Origin of the sequence: Haloarchaeobius sp. FL176 (assembly GCF_024609245.1) — an archaeon.
GTDB lineage: Archaea > Halobacteriota > Halobacteria > Halobacteriales > Natrialbaceae > Haloarchaeobius.
On sequence record NZ_JANJYH010000003.1, the window covers coordinates 135,893 to 155,962 of the forward strand.

22 protein-coding genes and 1 tRNA gene are annotated in these 20,070 nt (G+C 68.1%); 15 read left to right on the top strand and 8 right to left on the bottom strand.

The window, feature by feature from the left end:
* The first annotated feature begins 32 nt into the window (after window positions 1-32).
* Window positions 33-602 (top strand): hypoxanthine/guanine phosphoribosyltransferase, encoded by a 570-nt coding sequence (hpt, locus tag NO978_RS06805; protein WP_257298800.1) that lies wholly within the window; start codon window positions 33-35, stop codon window positions 600-602.
* Here hpt and NO978_RS06810 read toward each other — a convergent pair.
* Window positions 599-1,615, bottom strand: a complete 1,017-nt coding sequence (locus tag NO978_RS06810; RefSeq protein ID WP_257299138.1) for an ABC transporter permease — start codon at window positions 1,613-1,615, stop codon at window positions 599-601. The genes hpt and NO978_RS06810 overlap by 4 nt on opposite strands.
* 246 nt (window positions 1,616-1,861) lie before the next feature.
* Between NO978_RS06810 and NO978_RS06815 the strand changes: the two genes are divergently transcribed.
* From NO978_RS06815 to NO978_RS06825, 3 genes are read left to right on the top strand one after another with little or no spacing between them, the layout of a single operon-like run.
* Window positions 1,862-3,484 carry an ABC transporter permease gene (locus tag NO978_RS06815; protein ID WP_257298801.1) on the top strand — a complete coding sequence of 541 codons (1,623 nt, stop codon included), beginning with the start codon at window positions 1,862-1,864 and terminating at the stop codon, window positions 3,482-3,484.
* Entirely contained in the window at window positions 3,484-4,584 is a 1,101-nt protein-coding gene (locus NO978_RS06820) for an ABC transporter ATP-binding protein (protein WP_257298802.1), read from the top strand. The genes NO978_RS06815 and NO978_RS06820 overlap by 1 nt, the downstream gene beginning before the upstream one ends.
* Window positions 4,581-5,984, top strand: a complete 1,404-nt coding sequence (locus tag NO978_RS06825; protein WP_257298803.1) for an ABC transporter ATP-binding protein — start codon at window positions 4,581-4,583, stop codon at window positions 5,982-5,984. Before NO978_RS06820 ends, NO978_RS06825 begins: the two co-directional genes overlap by 4 nt.
* On the opposite strand, the gene NO978_RS06830 is transcribed toward NO978_RS06825, so the two are convergent.
* On the bottom strand, window positions 5,981-6,484 hold the full coding sequence (locus NO978_RS06830) for an NUDIX hydrolase (RefSeq protein WP_303647222.1): 504 nt from the start codon (window positions 6,482-6,484) through the stop codon (window positions 5,981-5,983). The genes NO978_RS06825 and NO978_RS06830 overlap by 4 nt on opposite strands.
* Window positions 6,485-6,610: 126 nt before the next feature.
* Here NO978_RS06830 and NO978_RS06835 point away from each other — a divergent pair, with 126 nt between their 5' ends.
* The gene (locus NO978_RS06835; RefSeq protein WP_257298804.1) at window positions 6,611-7,129 is read left to right on the top strand and encodes a GNAT family N-acetyltransferase; all 519 of its coding nucleotides are present in this window, start codon (window positions 6,611-6,613) and stop codon (window positions 7,127-7,129) included.
* Between the two features lie 199 nt (window positions 7,130-7,328).
* On the opposite strand, the gene NO978_RS06840 is transcribed toward NO978_RS06835, so the two are convergent.
* The 3 genes from NO978_RS06840 to NO978_RS06850 all read right to left on the bottom strand — a co-directional run bounded on the left by NO978_RS06840 (window position 7,329) and on the right by NO978_RS06850 (window position 8,773).
* Window positions 7,329-7,403 (bottom strand) — tRNA-Met (locus NO978_RS06840).
* A gap of 91 nt (window positions 7,404-7,494) precedes the next feature.
* Window positions 7,495-7,998: a GtrA family protein gene (locus NO978_RS06845; RefSeq protein WP_257298805.1), complete on the bottom strand. Its 504-nt coding sequence runs from the start codon at window positions 7,996-7,998 to the stop codon at window positions 7,495-7,497.
* Entirely contained in the window at window positions 7,991-8,773 is a 783-nt protein-coding gene (locus tag NO978_RS06850) for a glycosyltransferase (RefSeq protein WP_257298806.1), read from the bottom strand. The genes NO978_RS06845 and NO978_RS06850 overlap by 8 nt, the downstream gene beginning before the upstream one ends.
* A gap of 145 nt (window positions 8,774-8,918) precedes the next feature.
* On the opposite strand from NO978_RS06850, the gene NO978_RS06855 reads away from it, so the two are divergent.
* Window positions 8,919-11,546: a DUF2298 domain-containing protein gene (locus NO978_RS06855; protein ID WP_257298807.1), complete on the top strand. Its 2,628-nt coding sequence runs from the start codon at window positions 8,919-8,921 to the stop codon at window positions 11,544-11,546.
* 9 nt (window positions 11,547-11,555) lie between these two features.
* On the opposite strand, the gene NO978_RS06860 is transcribed toward NO978_RS06855, so the two are convergent.
* Window positions 11,556-11,822: an HAH_0734 family protein gene (locus NO978_RS06860; protein ID WP_257298808.1), complete on the bottom strand. Its 267-nt coding sequence runs from the start codon at window positions 11,820-11,822 to the stop codon at window positions 11,556-11,558.
* Window positions 11,823-11,962: 140 nt separating this feature from the next.
* Between NO978_RS06860 and NO978_RS06865 the strand changes: the two genes are divergently transcribed.
* The 9 genes from NO978_RS06865 to NO978_RS06905 all read left to right on the top strand — a co-directional run bounded on the left by NO978_RS06865 (window position 11,963) and on the right by NO978_RS06905 (window position 18,000).
* Complete coding sequence (locus NO978_RS06865) at window positions 11,963-13,300, top strand: hypothetical protein (RefSeq protein WP_257298809.1); 1,338 nt, start codon at window positions 11,963-11,965, stop codon at window positions 13,298-13,300.
* Window positions 13,301-13,380: 80 nt separating this feature from the next.
* On the top strand, window positions 13,381-13,662 hold the full coding sequence (locus NO978_RS06870) for a 50S ribosomal protein L44e (protein WP_089731356.1): 282 nt from the start codon (window positions 13,381-13,383) through the stop codon (window positions 13,660-13,662).
* Window positions 13,663-13,667: 5 nt separating this feature from the next.
* A complete protein-coding gene (locus tag NO978_RS06875) occupies window positions 13,668-13,841 on the top strand; it encodes a 30S ribosomal protein S27e (RefSeq protein WP_257298810.1) in 174 nt (57 codons plus the stop codon).
* Entirely contained in the window at window positions 13,838-14,638 is an 801-nt protein-coding gene (locus NO978_RS06880) for a translation initiation factor IF-2 subunit alpha (protein WP_257298811.1), read from the top strand. Before NO978_RS06875 ends, NO978_RS06880 begins: the two co-directional genes overlap by 4 nt.
* Window positions 14,635-14,817, top strand: coding sequence for an RNA-protein complex protein Nop10 (locus NO978_RS06885; RefSeq protein WP_256298956.1), 183 nt, complete (start codon window positions 14,635-14,637; stop codon window positions 14,815-14,817). The genes NO978_RS06880 and NO978_RS06885 overlap by 4 nt, the downstream gene beginning before the upstream one ends.
* Window positions 14,818-14,822: 5 nt before the next feature.
* A complete protein-coding gene (locus NO978_RS06890) occupies window positions 14,823-15,584 on the top strand; it encodes a proteasome assembly chaperone family protein (RefSeq protein WP_257298812.1) in 762 nt (253 codons plus the stop codon).
* Window positions 15,585-15,648: 64 nt separating this feature from the next.
* Window positions 15,649-16,269 (top strand): J domain-containing protein, encoded by a 621-nt coding sequence (locus NO978_RS06895; RefSeq protein ID WP_257298813.1) that lies wholly within the window; start codon window positions 15,649-15,651, stop codon window positions 16,267-16,269.
* A 95-nt stretch (window positions 16,270-16,364) separates the two neighbouring features.
* Window positions 16,365-17,315, top strand: a complete 951-nt coding sequence (gene artA / locus NO978_RS06900) for an archaeosortase A (RefSeq protein WP_257298814.1) — start codon at window positions 16,365-16,367, stop codon at window positions 17,313-17,315.
* Window positions 17,302-18,000, top strand: a complete 699-nt coding sequence (locus tag NO978_RS06905; protein ID WP_257298815.1) for a metallophosphoesterase — start codon at window positions 17,302-17,304, stop codon at window positions 17,998-18,000. Before artA ends, NO978_RS06905 begins: the two co-directional genes overlap by 14 nt.
* A gap of 12 nt (window positions 18,001-18,012) precedes the next feature.
* On the opposite strand, the gene NO978_RS06910 is transcribed toward NO978_RS06905, so the two are convergent.
* Complete coding sequence (locus NO978_RS06910) at window positions 18,013-18,702, bottom strand: cupin domain-containing protein (RefSeq protein WP_257298816.1); 690 nt, start codon at window positions 18,700-18,702, stop codon at window positions 18,013-18,015.
* 70 nt (window positions 18,703-18,772) lie between these two features.
* The gene (locus tag NO978_RS06915) at window positions 18,773-20,041 is read right to left on the bottom strand and encodes an NAD(P)/FAD-dependent oxidoreductase (RefSeq protein ID WP_257298817.1); all 1,269 of its coding nucleotides are present in this window, start codon (window positions 20,039-20,041) and stop codon (window positions 18,773-18,775) included.
* Window positions 20,042-20,070 lie beyond the last annotated feature (29 nt).

The following is a 20,070-nucleotide window of genomic DNA, read 5'->3' on the forward strand; positions in this document are numbered from 1 at the left end:
CAGCTTTTATTGCTGCTTCGTGTAGCTACGACATGGACCAACTCAGCCAGTCCCTGCGCGATGCGCCCATCATCGAGAAAGACGGCTACCACTACTTCGTCCACCCGATAAGCGACGGCGTGCCGCAGCTGGACCCTGGACTCCTCCGCGAGATCGTCATCCGCATCATCCGCAAGGCGGACCTGGAGGACGTCGACAAGATCGTCACACCGGCAGCGATGGGCATCCACATCTCGACGGCGGTATCGCTGATGACGGACATCCCGCTGACGGTTATCCGGAAGCGCGAGTACGGACTCGACGGCGAGGTGTCGCTGGCCCAGCAGACCGGCTACTCGGAGAACGAGATGTTCATCAACGACGTCGACGCGGGCGACCGCGTGCTCGTGCTCGACGACGTTCTCTCGACCGGTGGCACGCTGGCGGCGGTGCTCAGCGCGCTCGACGAGATCGAGGCGGAGGTCGTCGACTGCGTGGCGGTCATCAAGAAGGTCGGCGGCGAGAACAAGATCGAGGCGTCCCCGTACAACGTGAAGACGCTCATCAACGTCGACGTGGTGGACGGCGAGGTCGTCATCGTCGACGAGGACGGCGACGACTAGTCGGTGTCGCTCCCGACGCGCGGGTCGAGAACGGTGTAAGCAACGTCCTGGAGGAAGTTCCCGACGATGCCGATGAAGGCGACGACCATCGTCACCCCGAGGATGAGCGGCATATCGCGGGCGCCGACCGCCCGCAGCATGAGGCTCCCGAAGCCGGGAATGTTGAACACTTCCTCGATGACGAGGACGCCGAGGACGAGCACGCTGAGCATCTCCGTGAGGAACAGCGAGAGCAGCGGGATAGCGGCGTTCCGCAGTACGTGCCGCGCGACGCGGAACGGGCCCGCACCCTTCGCGCGGGCGATTTTCACGAACTCCATGTCGATGTACTCCAGCGATTCCGAGCGCGTGTAGCGCAGCTGCCCGGCGAGGAGCGCGGTCGTGAGCGTGATGATGGGGAGCACGAAGAACCCCTGTGTCGTGTTCGGGTCCAGCCACGGGATGAACCCGTACAGCAGCGTGAAGTCGAACGAGTAGAGCGCCGACGAGGTGATGGGAAGCTCCGGGAACGCGATGAACTGGTGCCGTGCGACTGCGGCACTGAACAGGACGGTCGCCAGCCAGAAGTTCGGGATACCGAGACCGAGGTAGGCGACGGCGGTCACGATGCGGTCGCTGAACGAGTGCTGTCTGAACGCCGAGAACAGTCCGAAGCTGATCCCCATCACGGTCGCGACGAACACCGATGGAACGAGGTAGAACAGCGTGAGCTTCATGCGGCTCCAGATGACGTCGAGGACGGGCTGGCCGGTGGAGTAAGAGAGCCCCCAGTCGCCGGTCGTGATGCCGACGAGCCACGACACCCAGCGCTGGAAGATGGGGTCGTTCAGGTTCCGTGCCTCCCGGTAGGCCTGGACGGCCTCGGTGATGTTCTGTCCCGTGTTCGACGCCTCGTACGCGACCGACCCGACGTTCGGGTCGTTGGTGAACGCGATGACTGCGAACGCCGCCGTCATGACGATGTACGCGGAGACGACTGCGAACACCCCACGCCGTACCAGCCGCCAGATCATGCTCACGGTCGCACCACCGACCCGTGACCCTGTCGTAGCATTCGACCCAGACTGTCGGAGCAGAGCTAATAAATACGGGGGGCAGCGGCCGTCGAATCAGCGAGAATCGCAAGACTCGGGCGCGAAGATATGTCAAGCCGGGATTTGAGCATCTAATAGTTTTTTTATCCACCTCTGTGAACGAACTGAGCAGCATGGAATCTGGGTGTCGTGAACATGGCGAACATCAGGTGGTGTGTCGGATAGATGGCGGCGAGTGACGCCGACGAACGGGCACGGTTCGAGCAGGTGGACTGGGACGCTGTCGAACCGTCGGGTGGTGGGGTCGGTCGGCGCTCGGCGCTGTTTCTCGCCAGTCTGGCTGTCGTCCTCGCGGCGTTCTGGTACGACTTCGCCGTCGCGTCACCGGACCCCCTGTTCTACAACGTGGGGCTCGCGGAGGGTCTCAAGGAACCGTTCACGTGGGACGTCCGCGGTATCGACTGGCTGTTCAGCGTGTCGCTCCTCGTCTTCGTCTTCTACGTGCTGTATCCGATGTACGAGAATCTCGACCGGACGAAGGCCTACTTCGACAAGCTGACGAACAACCGGGCGGCGACTTTCGCGCTCGGCTACGTGACGCTGTTCTTCTTCGGTGGCGTGTTCGGGCCGTTGCTGGTCGGGCAGCCGAGTACCGACATCCCGGCGACCTCACGCCCGCCGGTGTCGGCCGCGACGCCGCTCGGCCGGGTGGACCTGTTCTCGGTGCTGGTCGTGGGCTCGCTCTGTGCGCTCGCGACGTGGGGGCTCCTCGACAGCCTCGACCGTGGGCGGGAACTCGGCGGCTTCGGCGACGTGGCTCGTGTGCTCGTCCGCGTCGGGCTGGGCTTCCTCGCGACGTTCACGCTGGTCGGGACCGTGTTCAACGTGTTCTCCCTGGCGAGCTTCCGGACCGCAGCCGGTATCGCTGCGGTGGTCGGTGTCGCGTGGGGACTTGGCTGGGCGGTCCGCTCCGGGCGCTCGTTCGGCGTCGAGCAGCTCCGTTCGACCGCAGTTGTCCTCGTTGCGTTCGGCCTCCTGCTGGTCGTCGGTATCGAGCTGCTCCAGGTCGTGATCTACGACCTGCTGCAGTTCGATCCGATTGCCGGCGGGGCCAGTTCGACGTCCTGTCCGGCGTACGCCGAGGCGCCCGGGCGTGGGAGCAACTGCTACGGCACGTGGGACTACCCGCTCGGGACGGCGCGGTACGGCCAGGGACTCATCCCTCTCGTTTTCACGGGGATGCGGGTCTCGCTCCAGGTGGCGCTCATCTGCTCGATGCTCATCGTCCCGCTCGCAACGCTCGTCGGGACGGTCGCGGGCTACGTCGGTGGCGTCGTCGACGACCTGCTGATGAGCTACACGGACATCCAGCAGACGGTGCCGGCGATCATCGTCTACATGATCACCATCCACGTATACGGACGGAGTCTGTTCGTCCTCGTCGTCGTCTTCGGGCTGTTCTCGTGGGCCGGTGCGGCGCGGCTCGTCCGCTCGGAGGTCATCCAGCGACGCGAGGCGGACTTCGTGACGGCCGCACGGAGCGCCGGCGCAGGGCACTGGCGCATCATGGGCCGACACATCCTTCCGAACGTGTCGAACACGGTCCTCACCTCGGTCACGCGGCAGATACCGAACCTCATCCTGGCCGAGGCCGCAATCGCGTTCCTCGCGCTGAACAACATCATGCTCCCCTCGTGGGGGGAGACAATCTCGAGCCAGCTGAAGTTCATCCCCGACGGCTGGTGGATGTCGACCATCCCGGTCATCGTCCTCTCGGTGACGGTGCTCTCGTTCAGCGTGCTCGGTGACGCCCTCAGAGACGTCCTCGACCCACGGAGTGATTCATAATGTCGCTACTCGAAGTGCGTGACCTCGAGGTCACGTTCGACACCGATTCGGGCACGGTCCACGCGGTCGACGGCGTCTCGTTCGACGTCGACCGCGGTGAAACAGTCTGTATCGTCGGCGAGTCCGGGTCCGGCAAGACCGTCACCAGCGAGTCCATCACCCGACTGGTCAAGGAGCCTCCGGGGCGGGTCACCGGGGACCGGGTCACCTTCGACGGGCGCGACCTCCTGCAGCTCTCGAAGCGCCGTCTGCGGAAGATCCGGGGCGACCGCATCGGCCACGTCTTCCAGAACCCGCAGGGCTCGCTGAACCCGGTGTACACCGTCGGGAGGCAGGTCGCGGAGGCCATCCGCCTGCACGAAGACGTCTCGAAGGACAAGGCACGGGAGCGGGCGGTCGACCTGCTCGACCGCGTCGGCATCCCGAAGGCCGGCGAGCGCTACGACGACTACCCCCACGAGTTCTCCGGCGGGCAGAAACAGCGCGTCGTCGTCGCGATGGCCATCGCGGCCAACCCGGACCTGCTCATCGCCGACGAGCCGACGACTGCGCTCGACGTGACCATCCAGGCGCAGATCCTCCGGCTGCTGCGGGACCTGCAGGACGACCTCGACATGGGTATCCTGCTCATCACGCACGACCTCGGGGTCGTCGCCGAAGTGGCCGACCGCGTCGTCGTCATGTACGCCGGCAAGGTGATGGAGTCCGGCGACGTGTTCGAGGTGTTCGAGAACCCCTCGCACCCGTACACGCAGGGGCTCCTCGACTGCCTGCCCGGCCGTGGCGGCGGTTCGGACGGTATCCCGGGCTCGCTGCCGGACCCGAAGGACCCACCCGCCGGGTGCCGCTTCGCCGACCGCTGTCCGCACGCCATCGAGGACTGTCGCACGGGCGACCAGCCGACCCTCGTCCCAGTCTCCGGCGGTGACCACGAGGCGTCCTGTCTCTACTATCAGGTGGGCTACGACGCGTCGGTGGTGCGCTCGCCGGCCGACCGTGACGCCGACGCGGACGCCGGCGATGAGACCTTCACCGACGGTGGGCTGGTCGACGGGACCGAAACTGGTTCGTGCGACGCGGACGGAGGTATGAGACGATGAGCGAGGACCGCGAGCCAGTGCTCTCCGTGCGGGGCCTGAAAAAGCACTACCCCGTCACGAAGGGTATCCTCCGCCGGGAGGTCGGCCAGGTGAAGGCCGTCGACGGCATCGACTTCACGCTCTACGAGGGCGAGACGCTCGGGCTCGTCGGCGAGTCGGGCTGCGGGAAGTCGACCGCCGCGACCTCGCTGCTCCGGCTCGAGGAGCCGACCGCCGGCGAGGTCATCTACCACGGCGAAGTCCCGGAGGAAACGAACCGCAAGACGCCACTCGAGAAGCTCCGGACCATCCGCGGTGACGACGAGGCGCGCGAGCCGAACGACGTCGTCGGCTTCTCGCAGTCCCAGCTGAAGCGGTTCCGCCGGAAGGCCCAGATGATCTTCCAGAACCCGACCGGCTCGTTCGACCCGCGGATGACAGTCGGCGAGAGCGTCGCCGAACCCCTGCTCATCCACGGGCTCGACGACCCCACGGAGCGCCGGGAGATAACCGAGGACCTGCTCGAACGCGTCGGTCTCGACGCCGACGACTACGACCGCTACCCCCACGAGTTCTCCGGCGGGCAGAAACAGCGCGTGGCCCTCGCCAGGGCGCTCGTCGTCAACCCCGAGTTCGTCGTCGCCGACGAGCCGGTCTCCGCGCTCGACGTCTCCATCCAGTCCGAGATCCTCTCGCTGATGCGGGACCTGCAGGACCGCTTCGGCCTGTCGATGCTGTTCATCAGCCACGACATGGGCGTCATCCGGGAGATCTGCGACCGGGTCGCCGTGATGTACCTCGGCGAGATCGTCGAGGTCGCACCGACCGAGGAACTGTTCCGGAACCCCCAGCACCCCTACACGCAGGCACTTCTGGCGTCCATCCCGACCCCGGACCCGCGCCAGCGCGGCCTCGGTATCGAGCTCACCGGCGACGTGCCCAGTCCCGACAACCCGCCGTCCGGCTGTCGGTTCCACACGCGCTGTCCGAAGGTCATCCAGCCCGACGGCCTCGACCTTCCGCAGGAGCAGTTCCGCCGCGCGCTCGACTTCCGCCACCAGGTCGAGGGCGGCGACGTCGACGCCGACGGCGCGACCGAACTCGCCCGTGCCCGCCAGAGCGATGCGGCGACCGGCGACATCACCCGCGACGACCGCCGGCGCGCGCTCCGCGCGGAGTTCGACCTCCCGGACGAACTCGACGACCCTGCGGCCGAGGAGAGCGTCGCCGCCGCCGTCGACAGCGTACTCGACGACGACCTCGAATCGGCAGGTGAGCGGCTCTCGGACACGTTCACCACGGTCTGCGAGCGCGAGAAACCGGAGCTCGAACGGACCGACGAGAACCACGTCGCGGCCTGCCACCTCGTCGACGGGAGCGAGACGGTCGAGACCGCCACGACCGAGGTCGCGGACGACTAGCGGAGCCGTGCTATCAGCTGCGACGCGAACTCGCGGTCGAACAGTTCCGCTGGCGGGTCATCGAACCAGCCCGCTCGTTCGATGGCCTCGTCGTCCTCGCCAAGGTCTTCGCCGACCTCGGTCGTCTCGGGGCTGGCCCCGAACGCGACCGTGGTGAACGAACGGGTGCGCCCCTCGTGCTCGATGACGTTCTCGACCGCGGCGTGTGGACGGAGCGGTTCGACGGGGACGCCGGTCTCCTCGCGGAGTTCCCTGACCAGTGCTTCGGGGAGGGTCTCACCCGGCTGGACAGTCCCGCCGGGGACGAACCACTGCTCTTCCTCACTGTTATAGACCAGCAGAACTCGCCCGTCATCGTCCAGCGTGACGCCGATGGTCACCCAGCCGGCCGTGTACGCCTCGTTGTCGCCCATGGCGGCGAACGTCTCCGCGTCGACCTCCCACGTCCGTCGCTCGGTCAGCAGGTCGTCGTAGCGCTCCCGTGGGTCCCTGACGTCCATACTCGGTTGTCGTAGGCGCCGGCGAAAAGCCGTTCCGGCTCGCCGAGGGAGCTGTGCGGTCCCATGTCGGGTAGCAGCTCTTCGGAACCGACTGGTTTCATTGCCCCACCCGACGACTGTCGAGTGATGACAGGCCAGCTCGACGTCCGTCCGTTCGTCCCGGACGACAGCACCCGTATCGAGGCGATCCGACGGGATGCCCTCCGGTCGGCCGGCGCGACCTACGGCGACGCGCTCGACCCGGTCGACCCCGACGACCTCCTGGGCGACTACATCGACTCGGACGGTGCCTTCCTCGTCGGGACGCTCGACGGGAGCGTAGTCGCGACGGCGGCCTTCCGTCCGGCCGGCGAGTTCGAGAGGGCCGTCTTCGACGAGGTCGATGCGGCCACTGCCGAACTGAAGTGGATGCACGTCGACCCAGCCCACCATCGCCGGGGGTTCGCCTCCGCGATGCTCGAAAAGCTGGAGTCGCTGGCGGTCGACCGGGGCTTCGACAGCTTCGTCCTCCACACCAGCGAGGACCAGACCGCTGCCCAGGGGTTCTACGAACGCCACGGCTTCGAACTGGTGACCAGAACCGCCGAGACAATCGGCGACGCCTCGTTCGAGGCGCTGCACTATCGGCGGGAGCTGTCCGGCTGAACGCGACCATCTCCGAGGACGTAATCGAAGACGTGGCTATGCAGAACTGTTGAGACCCGAAAACGCTGGACGATGGGAGGTAGATTCGAGCCACGGTCGCACCATTCCAGCCCGCTCCGTGCTTCGAATCTCTCCCGGTGCTACCTTCGACGCTCACCACACTCACCGCTCTGCTTGTCGTCTGGTTCGCGTCAGAAAGTAGCGGGAGGTAGATTTGAACTACCGATCTGCGGGTTATGAGCCCGCCGGAATCTCCTGGCTATCCCATCCCGCTACCATCACGTAACCCGGTCCACTAGTTAAGGGTTGCGTTTGGACCGCCGTATGCGGGTTCCTCCCACCAGGCGCTCGGACCGACAGCCTCTTTATTCCGCGTGTACCCGCCAGGTGAACAGACTCTCGGCGACGTAGTTGACGAACATGGCGACGCCGATTCCAGTAACCTTCGAGGCGACGAACCAGCCGTCGATGCCCGCGACGGTCAACTCGAGGGCGACGACGCGGTAGAGCAGGCTAAACGTCGCCAGCTGGACCAGCGTCCCCCCGAGGCGGACGAGGTGCGAGCGGCCGAGCCGGCCGAGCGTCGGGAGGACGCCGCCGGTCCCCCGTGCAGAGAACGTCCAGTTGTCGTTGAGGAGGAACATGACGACGATGGCGACCTCGATGCCGATGAAGACCGCGACCTCGGGGAAGACACCGAGTTCGCGGAGCGTCGTCGACGCAGTGAGGTCGAACCCCGCGCCGATGGCCCCGACGGAGGCGAACTTGCCGAACCGGGCGCTGGAGACGAGCGGTGCCAGCCGGCCACGCAGGGAGGCGCCCGTGTCGTCGTCGTCCGTCGATCCGGCGACGGGGTCGTCCTCACTCATCGGTCTCGGCTCCGAGGCGGTCGACGAGCGAGAGGCTGGTACTCCGGCGGGACGCGACGAAGCGATGGAGGCTGCTCCCCTGGAGTCGCTTCATACGGTGGCGTGACTTCAGCAGTGAGACGCCGAGTTCGAGCGTCGTTCCGACGGGGGAGACGGTCGACTCCGGCTGGTCCTCCCAGGTGACCGCCACCTCGACGGGCTCGTAGCCGAGCGCACCCGCCATGGCGACGAGTTCGATGTCCCAGGCGAAGCCGGGCTCGTACAGGTGGTCGCGGACGCTGGCCCAGGCCTCGGCGTCGATGGCCTTCGCGCCGCACTGGAAGTCGTAGAGCGGGACGGAGAGAAGCGTCCGAGCGAGGAATGCGAAGCCGTCGCCGAGGTAGCGTCGGGCGACGGTCTGGTGGGAGAGCACGTTCGCGTCGGGGTGTCGGCGCGAACCGACGGAGAGCTTCGCGGAGCCGTCGACGACGGGCTGGACCACGTCGACGATGGACTCGGCGGGCGTCGCGCCGTCGGCGTCGGCGAACGCGAGCACGTCGGTGTCGAGCGCCTCGAACCCGCAGGTGATGGCAGCGCCCTTGCCGCGACGACGGTCGACCGCGTGGACGGTACACGGCTCGTCTTCGAGTGCGGTGACGGTCGACGCGTCGGGAGCGTCGAGCTCGACTCTCACCGTCGCCGGGTCGAGGTGATCGTGGAGGGCGTGCAGGTAGTCGACGAGGCTGTCGACCACCGGTTCGTACGCGGGGATGACGACGCCGACGGACCGGCTCATCTGTTCGGAACGCGTCCCCCAGGGGAGTAAAACCATTCGTTTCCGGCCGGGGCGACAGGGAAGCTATCGGGCGACTTCGGTGTCGTCCGCACACCGACACCGCGAAGGGAAAAGTCCTTACCCGCCGCCGCCTCCGTTCTCGAACATGGAGTACGGGCTGGTCCTGCTGTGGTTCGTCACCGTGGCCGGACTGGCCGCCATCGCCGCACCCCTCGCCTCGCTGGTCTTCGCCCCCCTTTCCGACCGGGGCGGGACCCTCGCCCTCCCCTTCGCGCTGGCCGTCGTCGGCATCGTCAGCTATCTCGTCGGACAGGTAGCGTTCGGCTGGCCGGCGCTGGTCGCGTCGCTGCTGGTGCTCGGTGGCGGTTCGGCGTTCGCACTGACGCGTGACCACGAACCGGACTGGACGTCGGTCGGCCTCGGGCTGACGGCGGTCGCCGTCGGCTTCGGGCTGGTCGTCGCCATCCGCAACGTCGACCCGGGCATCTACGCCAGCGGCGGGGAGAAGTTCCTCGACTTCGGCCTGCTGAAGACGCTCGTCCAGGCCGACAGCCTCCCGCCGGAGGACTTCTGGTACGCGGGCGACCGGGTGCAGTACTACTACGGCGGCCACCTCGTCGCCGCACAGCTGACCCGCCTGACCGGCATCGCGCCGCGGTACGCGTACAACCTCGCGCTGGCGACCTTCTACGGCGCGCTCGTCGGCGGTGCGTTCGGCCTCGCGCGGAACCTCGCGGCCGAACGCGACCTGCCCCGGACCGTCGCCGGCGCACTCGCGCTCTTCTTCGTCGGCTTCGCGAGCAACCTCGCGCCGGTCGCGCGCCTCGTCGTCTGGCTGCTGCCGTCGAGCATGAAGACGTACGTCGACCGGAACCCTGCCGCGGGTGACGGCCCCGAGGCGGTCCGGGCGTTCGGCCACACGTGGACGGACCTCGCGCTCGGGCCGGACCAGTTCAGCTACTGGCCGGCGAGCCGGGTCATCCCGGACACCATCAACGAGTTCCCGCTGTTCGCGTTCCTCAACGGGGACCTGCACGCCCACATGATGAGCACGCCGCTGCTGCTGGTGACTGCAGCGGTCGGGTTCGCCTACTGGCTGACGCCCGCCGCGCAGGTCTGGCGTCGCCGCACGTACGTGTTAGTGTGCGCGCCCCTGCTCGCGGGCCTGCTCGCGGTCGTGAACACCTGGAGCTACCCCTCCGTCGCCGGCCTGACGACACTCGCGGTGCTGTTCGCGGGACCGCATCCGGCCTCGCTCCTGCCGGCGTCGCTGTGGGAGCGGCTGGAGCCGGCAACCGACAGCCGTGCTGTCGCCGAGATACTCCGGATGCTCGGCGCGGGCTGTGCCGGCATCGCTGTCGGCCTGCTCGGCGCACTCGTCGCGTTCCCGTTCTTCACCGGCGCGACGAGCGGGCAGTCGCTGGCGCTGCTCCCCGACCGCAGCGGCGCGGCGGGCCTGCTGCTCGTCCACGGCGCGTTCCTGCTCATCTCGGTCGCGTTCCTCGCACCGAGAATCGACCCGGACCTCGAACCCGACCTCGGGATGGTCGCGCCGCTCTCGGTCCTCTCGACGGTCGCTGTCGCCAACGCTCTCGGCGGCTGGATACCGGTGCCGGTCCCGCTCGTCGGCGCGGTCGGGGTGCTCGCGGTCACGCAGGTCGACCCCGACGAACGGGGCCCCGCCGCGCTGCTGTTCGTCCTCGCACTCGGCGTCACCGTCGCCGCGACGGGCGCGCTCGGCTCGGCCTTCGGCACGCTGGGCGTCTACGGTGCGACCGTCGTCGTCGCCGTCGGCGCGGCCGTCTCCGGTTTCGACTCGGACACGCAGGTGGTCGCAGTCGCCGCGGCGGTGTTCCTCGTGCTCGCGGCCGCCGCGGTCCGCTTCGACCTCGCGGTGCTCGCCGTCGTCCTCCCGGTGCTCGCCCTCGGCTGGGTGACGCTCCGGCTCGGTCGCGATCTCGGCTACGAGACGGTGCTGCTCGTCGCCGCCGTCGGGCTCGTGACGATGGTCGAGTTCCTCTTCGTCTCCGAACGGGCGGGGAGCGGCCGCTACAACACCGTCTTCAAGTTCTACATGCAGGTGTGGGTGCTCTGGGGCACCGCCGCCGGCGTGATGCTCGTCGACGTGGTCGCCCGCCAGTGGCCCGACTGGAGCATCGGCGAGCGGCTCGCGGCACGACGGTCCGCGAGCGGACGACGCGTCGGACAGGTCGCGACGGTCGGCGTCGCCGTCGTCCTCGTCGTCTCGCTCTCCGTGTACGGCGGGCTGGCGCTCAGCGGCCACTTCGAGGGCGAGGGCGCGGACACGCTCGACAGCAAGGCGTGGACCGAAGGCACCTACCCGAACCAGTCGGCGGCCATCGAGTGGCTGGACGACCACGAGGGCCGTCCCGTGGTCGTCGAACAGCCGACCCGAGAGCACGTCTACGGCGTCAACTCGCCCGCCACGCAGCTGGTCAGTGGTGTCTCCTCGATGACTGGATTACCGACCGTCGCCGGCTGGACGCACGCCTCGAACTATCATACGGAAGCGGGCTGGCGCGAACGGGTCGCCGACGTCCGGACGGTGTACACCGGGAACAGCACCGCCAGAGCCGACGTGTTGGCCCAGTACGACGTGCAGTACGTCTACGTCGGGCCGCACGAGCGTCAGCACCAGACCGTCGACGACCTCGCCAGCGAGACCTACATCTCCGTGGCAGAGCGCTTCGGAGACGTGGTGATCTACGAGGTCGACCAGTCGGCACTCGCGACGGCGAACAGCAGTCGATGAGAAGGGGCGTCAGACCGAGAGCTCGCTCTTGCCCTTGATGACGTCGACCGCCTCGGCCTCGATGCGGTCGACCTCCAGATGATGCGGGATGAACTTCCGCCGCATGAAGTCGTCGTGCTCGTCTTCGCTACCCACGATGCACCAGAGCTGGACGCGTTCGGGGCCGTGCCAGTCGCCGTTGCGCGTCACCGAGAAACAGTGGACCTCTTCGCCGTCGTAGTCGATGATGGCGTCCTTCCGGATGCCGGGGTCCCCGTCGATGATGAGCCGCTTCATGCGCGTCGATTCGGACAGCCCCACATTAAGCGTGTCGAAGCAGCCGACCGACCCGCCGTCACGCGATATGATTGACAGTTAAAGCGCCGTGAAATTAATGGCGGTGGGGTGTGTACGACAGGAGAACGGAGGGGGCGGCAATGCACTCGACGAACTCACTGAGCAACACGAAAACGACCACCAAGAACGGGATTCGGGTAGCAAAGGGAATCCAGCCAGGGGACGAGGCGATGACGGTGAAGTACCACATCACGTCGGAGCGTCCCGATACTGCAGCCGTCCGTCTCGAGGAGCCTCTGGACAGGGCGTTCCCGGTCGAGGCGCTCGACCTCGACTCGGCTGGACACGGCGACTGGCTGCTCGAGGACGGCGAGGGCACGCTCGTCCTCGTCGACATCCTACCAGCGGGGGACAGCGTGACGACGGGTTACGTGGTCGCGTCCGCCGACCTCGAACGCGTACAGCCGGTGTTCGGCGAACCCCACATCGACATGGTCGACCCGGTCGACTCGGCGGAGTCACGCTCGCGGTCGGGAGGAGGAAGGACGGACGCCGACCGCACCGAAGCGGCCGTTGCCGACGCTCCGGCACCCGAGCTGGTCGCGGACGCTCTCTCGGAGGAGGCGGTCGCGGACGCCCTCTCGGCCGAGGCAGTGGTCTCGGCGCTCCCGCCCGCCGCCGTCGTCGAGGCGCTGGTCGACGCCTTCGAGTCCGGGGCGGTGAGCGAGCAGCAGGCCGAGCGACTGCGTGAGCACGTCGCGCCCGGCAGGGCGCGCAGTGAGGAGGTCCACCTCCAACATCTGGAGGCCCGCCTCGATGAGTTCGCCGCGTACGCCGACGGTCTCGCGGAACTCATCGACGAGCACGGCACCGCGACCGAGATCGTCGACGATCTGCGGGCCGAGGTCGCGGCGGCCCGCACGTCTGTCGCCGACCTCGAGGAGCGTCTGGACGCCGACGCCGGCGAGTACGACGCACTCGGAGGGCGGCTGGCGGCCGTTGACGACCGACTGGCGGGTCTCGACGCCCGTCTCGACGACATCGACGACCGGTTCGACGTCGTCGACGAGCGCTTCGCCGCGGTCGAGGACCGGTTCGATGCCGTCGAGGCTCGGGTCGACGGCCGCGTCGACGACGTGGCCGAAGCGGTGACGACGCTCGACGAGGGACTCGACCGGACGAACGCGCGCCTCGACCGTGTCGGCGGTCGCACGGACGAGGTCGACGCCCGCGCCGACGCGCTCGCGGACGACCTTGCAGGCCTCCGGACGCAGCTCTCGGCCATCGAGGAGCGTCACGGCGAGTCGATGACCGAACTCGCCGACCACGTCGCCGAGCTGGAGGCCGACCTCGCGGCGACCGAGGAGTGGCGCGAGCAGCTCGGCGAGGCGTTCCAGGGCGACGTGCCCGCGGGGGGCGGTCCCGGCGACGGCGATACCGGCGAGGGGACGGACGATGCGGCCGACGCGACGCAGTAGCGGCGCTCACGGACGGCTCGCGGCGAACCAAACGGGTTTTAAAGTGCCGGGGACAAGGTGGGTCCAAGAGGCCGATATCTATGCAGATGCCACGACGTTTCAACACGTACTGTCCACACTGCAACGAGCACCACGAGCACGAAGTGGAGAAGGTCCGAACGGGCCGGAGCTCGGGCATGAAGAAAGACCAGCGCAAGCAGCGCGAGGGGAAGAAGGTCATCGGGAACGCCGGTCGTTTCTCGAAGGTCCCCGGTGGGGACAAGCCCACGAAGAAGACCGACCTCAAGTACCGCTGCGGTGAGTGCGGCAAGGCGCACCTCCGCCCGGGATGGCGTGCCGGCCGACTGGAGCTTCAGGAGTGAGACCCATGGCAGGAGATTTCATCCGAGTCAAGTGTAACGACTGCGAGAACGAACAGATCGTGTTCGGGAACGCTTCGACCACCGTCAACTGTGCGGTGTGTGGCACCACGCTCGCCACCCCCACCGGCGGTCAGGCAGCGGTTCCCCACGAGATCGTGGAGACGGTCGACGCACGATGAAGTACAGCGGCTGGCCCGAAAAGGGCGAACTCGTCGTCGGCGACGTCGACGAGATCGAGGACTTCGGCGTCTTCGTCGACCTCAAGGAGTACGAGGACAAGCGCGGCCTCGTCCACATCAGCGAGGTCGCCAGCGGATGGATCAAGAACGTCCGCGACCACGTCGGAGAGGGCCAGACCGTCGTCTGTAAGGTACTCGACGTCGACGAAGACTCCCAGCAGATCGACCTCTCCATCAAGGACGTCAACGACCACCAGCGGTCGGACAAGATTCAGGAGTGGAAGAACGAGCAGAAGGCCGACAACTGGATGCTGCTCGCGTTCGGCGAGGACGTCAGCGACGAGCAGTACGCCTCCGTCGCCAACGAGCTGCTCGCCGAGTTCGGCAGCCTCTACGAGGGCTTCGAGCAGGCGGCCATCCACGGTCCCGAGGCGCTCTCGGACAGCGACCTCACCGACGAGGAGGTCGAGCAGCTGGTCGACACCGCGCGCGACAACGTCTCGGTGCCGTACGTCACGGTCACCGGCTACGTCGACCTTCGCAGCCCGAACCCGAGCGGCGTCGACGACGTGCAGGAGGCGCTCCAGGCGGCAGAGGGCAACGGCGAGGTGCCCGACGAGGTCGACCTCGACGTGACCTACGTCGGCTCACCGGAGTACCGCATCCGCGTGAAGGCACCGAACTACAAGACCGCGGAGTCCGAGCTGGAGGCGGCCGCCGAGCGGGCAGCAGTCGCCATCGAGGAGCACGGTGGGAGCGGCGACTACCACCGCGAGCGCCGTTCGGACGACGAATGAAGTCGGACATCCGGGTGTGTTCGGCGTGGCGCGACCGCCACGAACGCCCGGTGTACACCCTTTCTGCGACCTGTCCCGACTGTGGTGCCGACGCGATAAACAGCGCGCCGGCCCCGGTCGACCCCGAGGACAGCTACGGCGACTACCGACGCGCTCTTAAGCGCGCCGACCGCGAGTAGCGGGTATGGAGCCACTCGACATCGAGACCGTCGATTCGGCCGAACTCTCTGACCCGGCGTTCATCGAAGGACTGCCTGGCGTCGGCCACGTCGGCAAGCTGACGGCTGAGCACATCCTCGACCAGTACGACGGAACGCTCGTCCGGCGGCTCTACTCACACGACCTGCCGCCGCAGGTCGACGTGGGCGACGACGGTGTCGCCGAGCTCACCCATCTGGAGTTCCACGCCGTCGAGACCGAGGGGCGTGACCTCCTGGTGCTGACCGGCGACCATCAGGCGCAGACGAACGAGGGACACTACCGCCTCGCGAGCGCGGTGCTCGACGTGGCCGAGGAGTTCGGCTGCGAGGAGCTGTACGCACTGGGCGGCGTTCCGACCGGCGAACTCATCGAGGAGTACGCGGTCCTGGGGGCGGCGACCCAGGCGTCCATCGTCGAGGCGCTCGAGGACGAGGACGTCGAGTTCCGCGAGGACGAGCCGGCAGGCGGTATCGTCGGTGTCTCCGGGCTGCTGCTCGGCCTTGGCGCTCGCCGCGACGTCGAGGCCGCCTGCCTGATGGGCGAGACCTCGGGCTACCTCGTCGACCCCAAGAGCGCCCGCGCCGTCCTCGAGGTGCTGGAGGGGATGCTCGGGATGGACGTGGACTACGCCTCGCTCGAGGAGCGCGCGGACGAGATGGAGGAGGTCATCGGGAAGATTCAGGAGATGGAGCAGCAACAGCAGGCGAACGTCCCGAGCGACGACGACCTGCGCTACATCGGCTGAGTGGCATCGGACCGAAGACGTTCGGTCCGCTGTTTTCTTTACCGCGCAACCCCTAGCCGCGGCCGTGGTACTGCAACTCCTCGCCCTGTGGCTCGCGCTGGGCGCGGCACTCCCGTCGTGGGTGCTGGCGGGGCTGTCGCTCGGCGTCGTCTTCGCCGCGTTCTCGGCGGCGATGTTCGTCGTCGGGGAGCAGCTGTTCCCGAGCCCACCGGGCCGTCGGAGCGACGAGGACGGTCAGGGGCAGGTCCGCCGTCACGAGGAGATCCGTCGCTACCTCGACGATATCGGCGAACGGTACGCCGAGGACCATCCCGTGCGCGGCCACACGGTAGCGTTCTACCTGCCCGAACGCGACGTCGCGGTGACGTTCGACGCGCAGGCGTTCTTCGACATCCAGGCGGCTGGTATCGACGCGGTCCTGTGCGAGCACGAGATGCCGGGCCATCATCTCGGGCGGCGGCTGCCCTTCGAGGTACCGGAGCTGGAGTGGGAGCCAGCGAGCGAGCCCGACGCCGTCGAACGTGCGTTCCGGGCGCTCGACCTCTCGCCCGCCGCCTCGACCGACGAGGTGCGCGACGCCTACCGCGAGCGGGTGATGGAGGTCCACCCGGACCACGGCGGCGACGAGGAGGCGTTCCGGGAGGTCCGCGACGCGTACACGACGGCGAAGGAGCACGCCGACTGAGTTCGGGAGTCCCGCCGTCTGCTATCGGTTACCCGGCGGTAACCCCGTCGTAGGATGGCGTTAGGACTTTAACCGAGAACCACCTTGCAGTTGATATGAACTTCCTCCCTGCCGTCGTCGGACCGACGGTGCTCGGGATGACCGCGACGGACCTGTTCGCGTGGGTCCTGATCGCGGCGTTCCTCGTCGGCTCGCTGGTCGACGTCTACGACAGGGACATCGCCCGGTACTTCCTCGCGGTGACGTGGGGGCTGTTCGGCCTGTTCTGGCTGGCGGTCTTCCCGCACTTCGCGTTCGAGGTCAAGAGCTTCGTCGAGGGCGGGCTCGCGCTCTTTGCCGTCCCGGCGAGCATCTACACCGGCTACCTCATCCTCGGGGGCCGGGAGCGGCTGCACGTCCTCTCGCGCGCGGTCGGCGTGATGGGCCTCGTCTACTTCCCGACGCAGGCCGTCCCCGCCATCCGCGAGTTCCTCATCGAGGAGGTCGCCCGCCAGACGCTCTGGGGCATCAACCTGCTCGGCTACGACCCCGTGTTCCAGGAGGGCCCCATCTACGGCTACACGAACTACTTCTACTTCGGACCGGACGCGTTCAGCACGTACATCGTCTACGCCTGCACGGGTATCGGCTCGATGGCCATCTTCGCGGGACTCATCGTCGCCGTCGAGGCACCGCTCCGCCGGAAGCTCAAGTCCCTCGCCATCGCCATCCCCGTCATCTGGGTGCTGAACGTCGTACGGAACGTGTTCGTCGCAGTCGCCTCGGGCACGGGCTGGTTCGCCATGGAGCCGATCGTCACCCTCGCCGGATACGCCGGTGTCGAACCCATCGAGGCCTCGTTCTGGTTCGCCCACAGCGTCGTCTCCCAGCTGGCGTCGGTCGTCGCGCTCGTGGGCATCACCTGGGTGGTCGTGAAGGTCGTCCCCGAACTGCTCGGAATCCTCGAGGAGGTGCTGTTCGTCGCGACCGGGACCGAGTACGACCTCGAAGACGCGCTGGGCGTCTCGCCGGACGTGCGGACCGACGGTGGCGATGCCCAGGAGTGAGTTCGTAGCCGGGGACCGGAGCGTCTACCTCCCCGCCGACGACGCGCTCGTCGTCTCGGACATCCACCTCGGTCGCGCACACGCCTCGAACGTCGAGTTCCCGCTGAACGAGCGACAGGACACGCTCGACCGAATCGGTGCGCTCCTCGACCGGTTCGACCCGGAGACGGTCGTCTTCGCGGGCGACGTGCTGCACCGGTTCGACGCGGTGCCGGTGCCGGTCCGCGAGTCGCTCGACGCCCTCGTCTCGACCGTGCGTGACAGCGGCGCGGAGCCGGTGCTCGTCCGGGGGAACCACGACCGTCAGCTCGACCGCGTCGCGAGCCAGCACGTCCACGACGCCCTCGAACTCGACTCCGGGACAGTCGTCTGCCACGGTCACGAGGAGCCTCCGGTGACGGGCGACCGCTACGTCGTCGGCCACGACCATCCGGTGCTAGAGGTCGAAGGGCAGCGCCACCCCTGCCTGCTCTACGGGCCCGAGGCCTACGACCGCGTCCCCGTGCTGATGCTTCCGTCCTTCACCACGCTCGCGGCCGGCGTCGTCGTCAACGAGATGCGCGCCGGCGACTTCGACTCGCCGCTGGTCCGGCGGGCCGGCGGCTTCCACCCGGTCGTCCGCGACTCGGACGCCGGCGAGACGCTCCGGTTCCCGCCGCTTGGCGAGTTGCGGCGAGTGCCCTGACCCGCCGACGACTCAGGGGTCGGGCTGTTCGACCCGGTCGCGCCAGAACTGCGGCCGTTCGAACCGGTCGTAGGTGGCCGCGTAGCCGAGCCGGTTCGCGAGCGGCGCGACCAGCCCCGCGAGGGGTTTCGCGACCGCCGGCGGCGGCGACGTGAACACCGTATCGTCGGACGTCGCGGCCGCGAGCGCCATCGCCTGCAACAGTCCTGGCTGGCCGTCGTCGTCGAGCGCGCCCTCGTGTGCGAGCCCGTAGAGCGTGCGGACCACGTCCAGCGTCCGGGCCGCCGGACGCGTCGTCGTCAGGGTCGCCGCCAGGTCGTTCCCGCCGACCGCGAAGCCGTGAGGAGTCTCCGGCGGGACGGTGATCTCGTCGCCGGGCGAGAGGTGATGCGTCTCGCCGTCGACGTCGACGACGAACTCGCCGCGGAGGACCGTGAACGACTCGTCGTAGCCGACGTGGTAGTGCTCGGGAGGCCCCTCGTTGCCAGGCGCGAACACGCCGAGCCCGGTGACGGACGCACCGTCGGTCTCCGCCGGCGACACGAGTCCCGTCGTCCACTCGCCGGCGACGGGGTTGGAGAACAGCGGTGTGACCCGGTCGTGGAGGTGCTCGGCGAGCGGGCCGTCGGTGTCGTACTCGAAGCCAGTGCCGGGGATCGGGTCGCCGTCGTCGTCGAGCCGGCGGCCGGTCTGCGGGGACATGTCGGAGTCGTCACACGCCGCCCGTGATAAACCTCCGTTCGGTGTCAGTTCGTGGGAACCGACGGTTCGGCTACCCGAGGTCCTCGTGGACCGCCGTCGCAGCGTCCTGCCCGCTGGCCATCGCGCCCTGGATCGACGACCACCGCGTGTAGTCGGCCGCGAGATACACCGGACCCGCCGGGTCACGCGTCGCCGGCAGCGAGTCGGAGAAGCCGGCCGGCTGCTGGAACTGCGCGAACTGGATGCGGTCGGTGTGCTCAAGCGAGAAGTCGCCGAATCGACGTTCGGGGTACCACGATTCGAGAGTCTCCTTCGCCAGCGCGGCGAGCTCGTCGTCGCTCTCCGCACGCTCGCCGAGGAACGTCGCGCTGAGGAGCCTGACACCCTCGGGGGCGTACTCGGGCGCGGCGGCGGTGTGGTCTGCGATCTGGTTCGGCCCCGTCTCGGTGGCGTTGAGCATGAGCCGCGTGCCGGCGTCGAGCTCGTCGCGGCCCGGGACCGAGAACCACTGCGTAACGCAGGCGTGGGCGTCTGTCGGTATCCCCGAGACGTCTGTCAGCTCCCGTGCCGCCTTGGGGTCCGTGGCGACGACGGCGGCGTCGGCCTCGACCGCCGCACCGTCGACGGCGACCGTCACATCCCCCTCGTCGGCGTCGACCTCGCTGACGGTCGCACTCGTCCGTACGTCCACGCCAGCCGCCTCGGCGCGCTCGCGAAGCTGTGCGGTGATCGCGCCCATGCCGCCGGCCGGCACCGCGGTCTTCCCCTCCGAGAGCATCTTGAACGTGTACTCGAACACGCGCTTCGAGGTCGAGAGCGACCGGTCGAGCGTGATACCGCCGTAGAACGGCGCGGCGAAGTTGTCGATATACTTCCGGGAGAAGCCACGCGAACCGAGGTAGGACTCGATGTCGGTGTCCGGCCCCTGGAAGATGGTCTCCGTCGAACGACGCGAGAGCTCTCGCTTGAGCTTCAGCGTCCGCAGCTTGTCGGCGACGGTGACATCGCGGTTGAGCACCGACTCGGTCAGCGCCGACGGGTCGCGGAACGGGTCCGAGAGGATGGAGCGATGCCCCGGCCGGCAGATGCACGCGCCCGGCGCGAACGTCCGGAGGTCCAGCGCGTCGAGGTCGAGCTCCGACTGGACCGCAGGATACCCGGTGAACATGACCTGAAATCCGCGGTCGAAGGTGAACCCGTCCTCGTGGGTCGACCGGACTCGCCCGCCGACCGTGTCCGCTCGCTCGAACAGCCGCACGTCCGCGCCCGTGTCGGCGATTCGCCGGGCGGCGACCAGCCCGGCCAGCCCCCCGCCGACGACGATGACGTCTGCGTCCATACCCTCCCTTCGACCACCGGGCTGAAAAC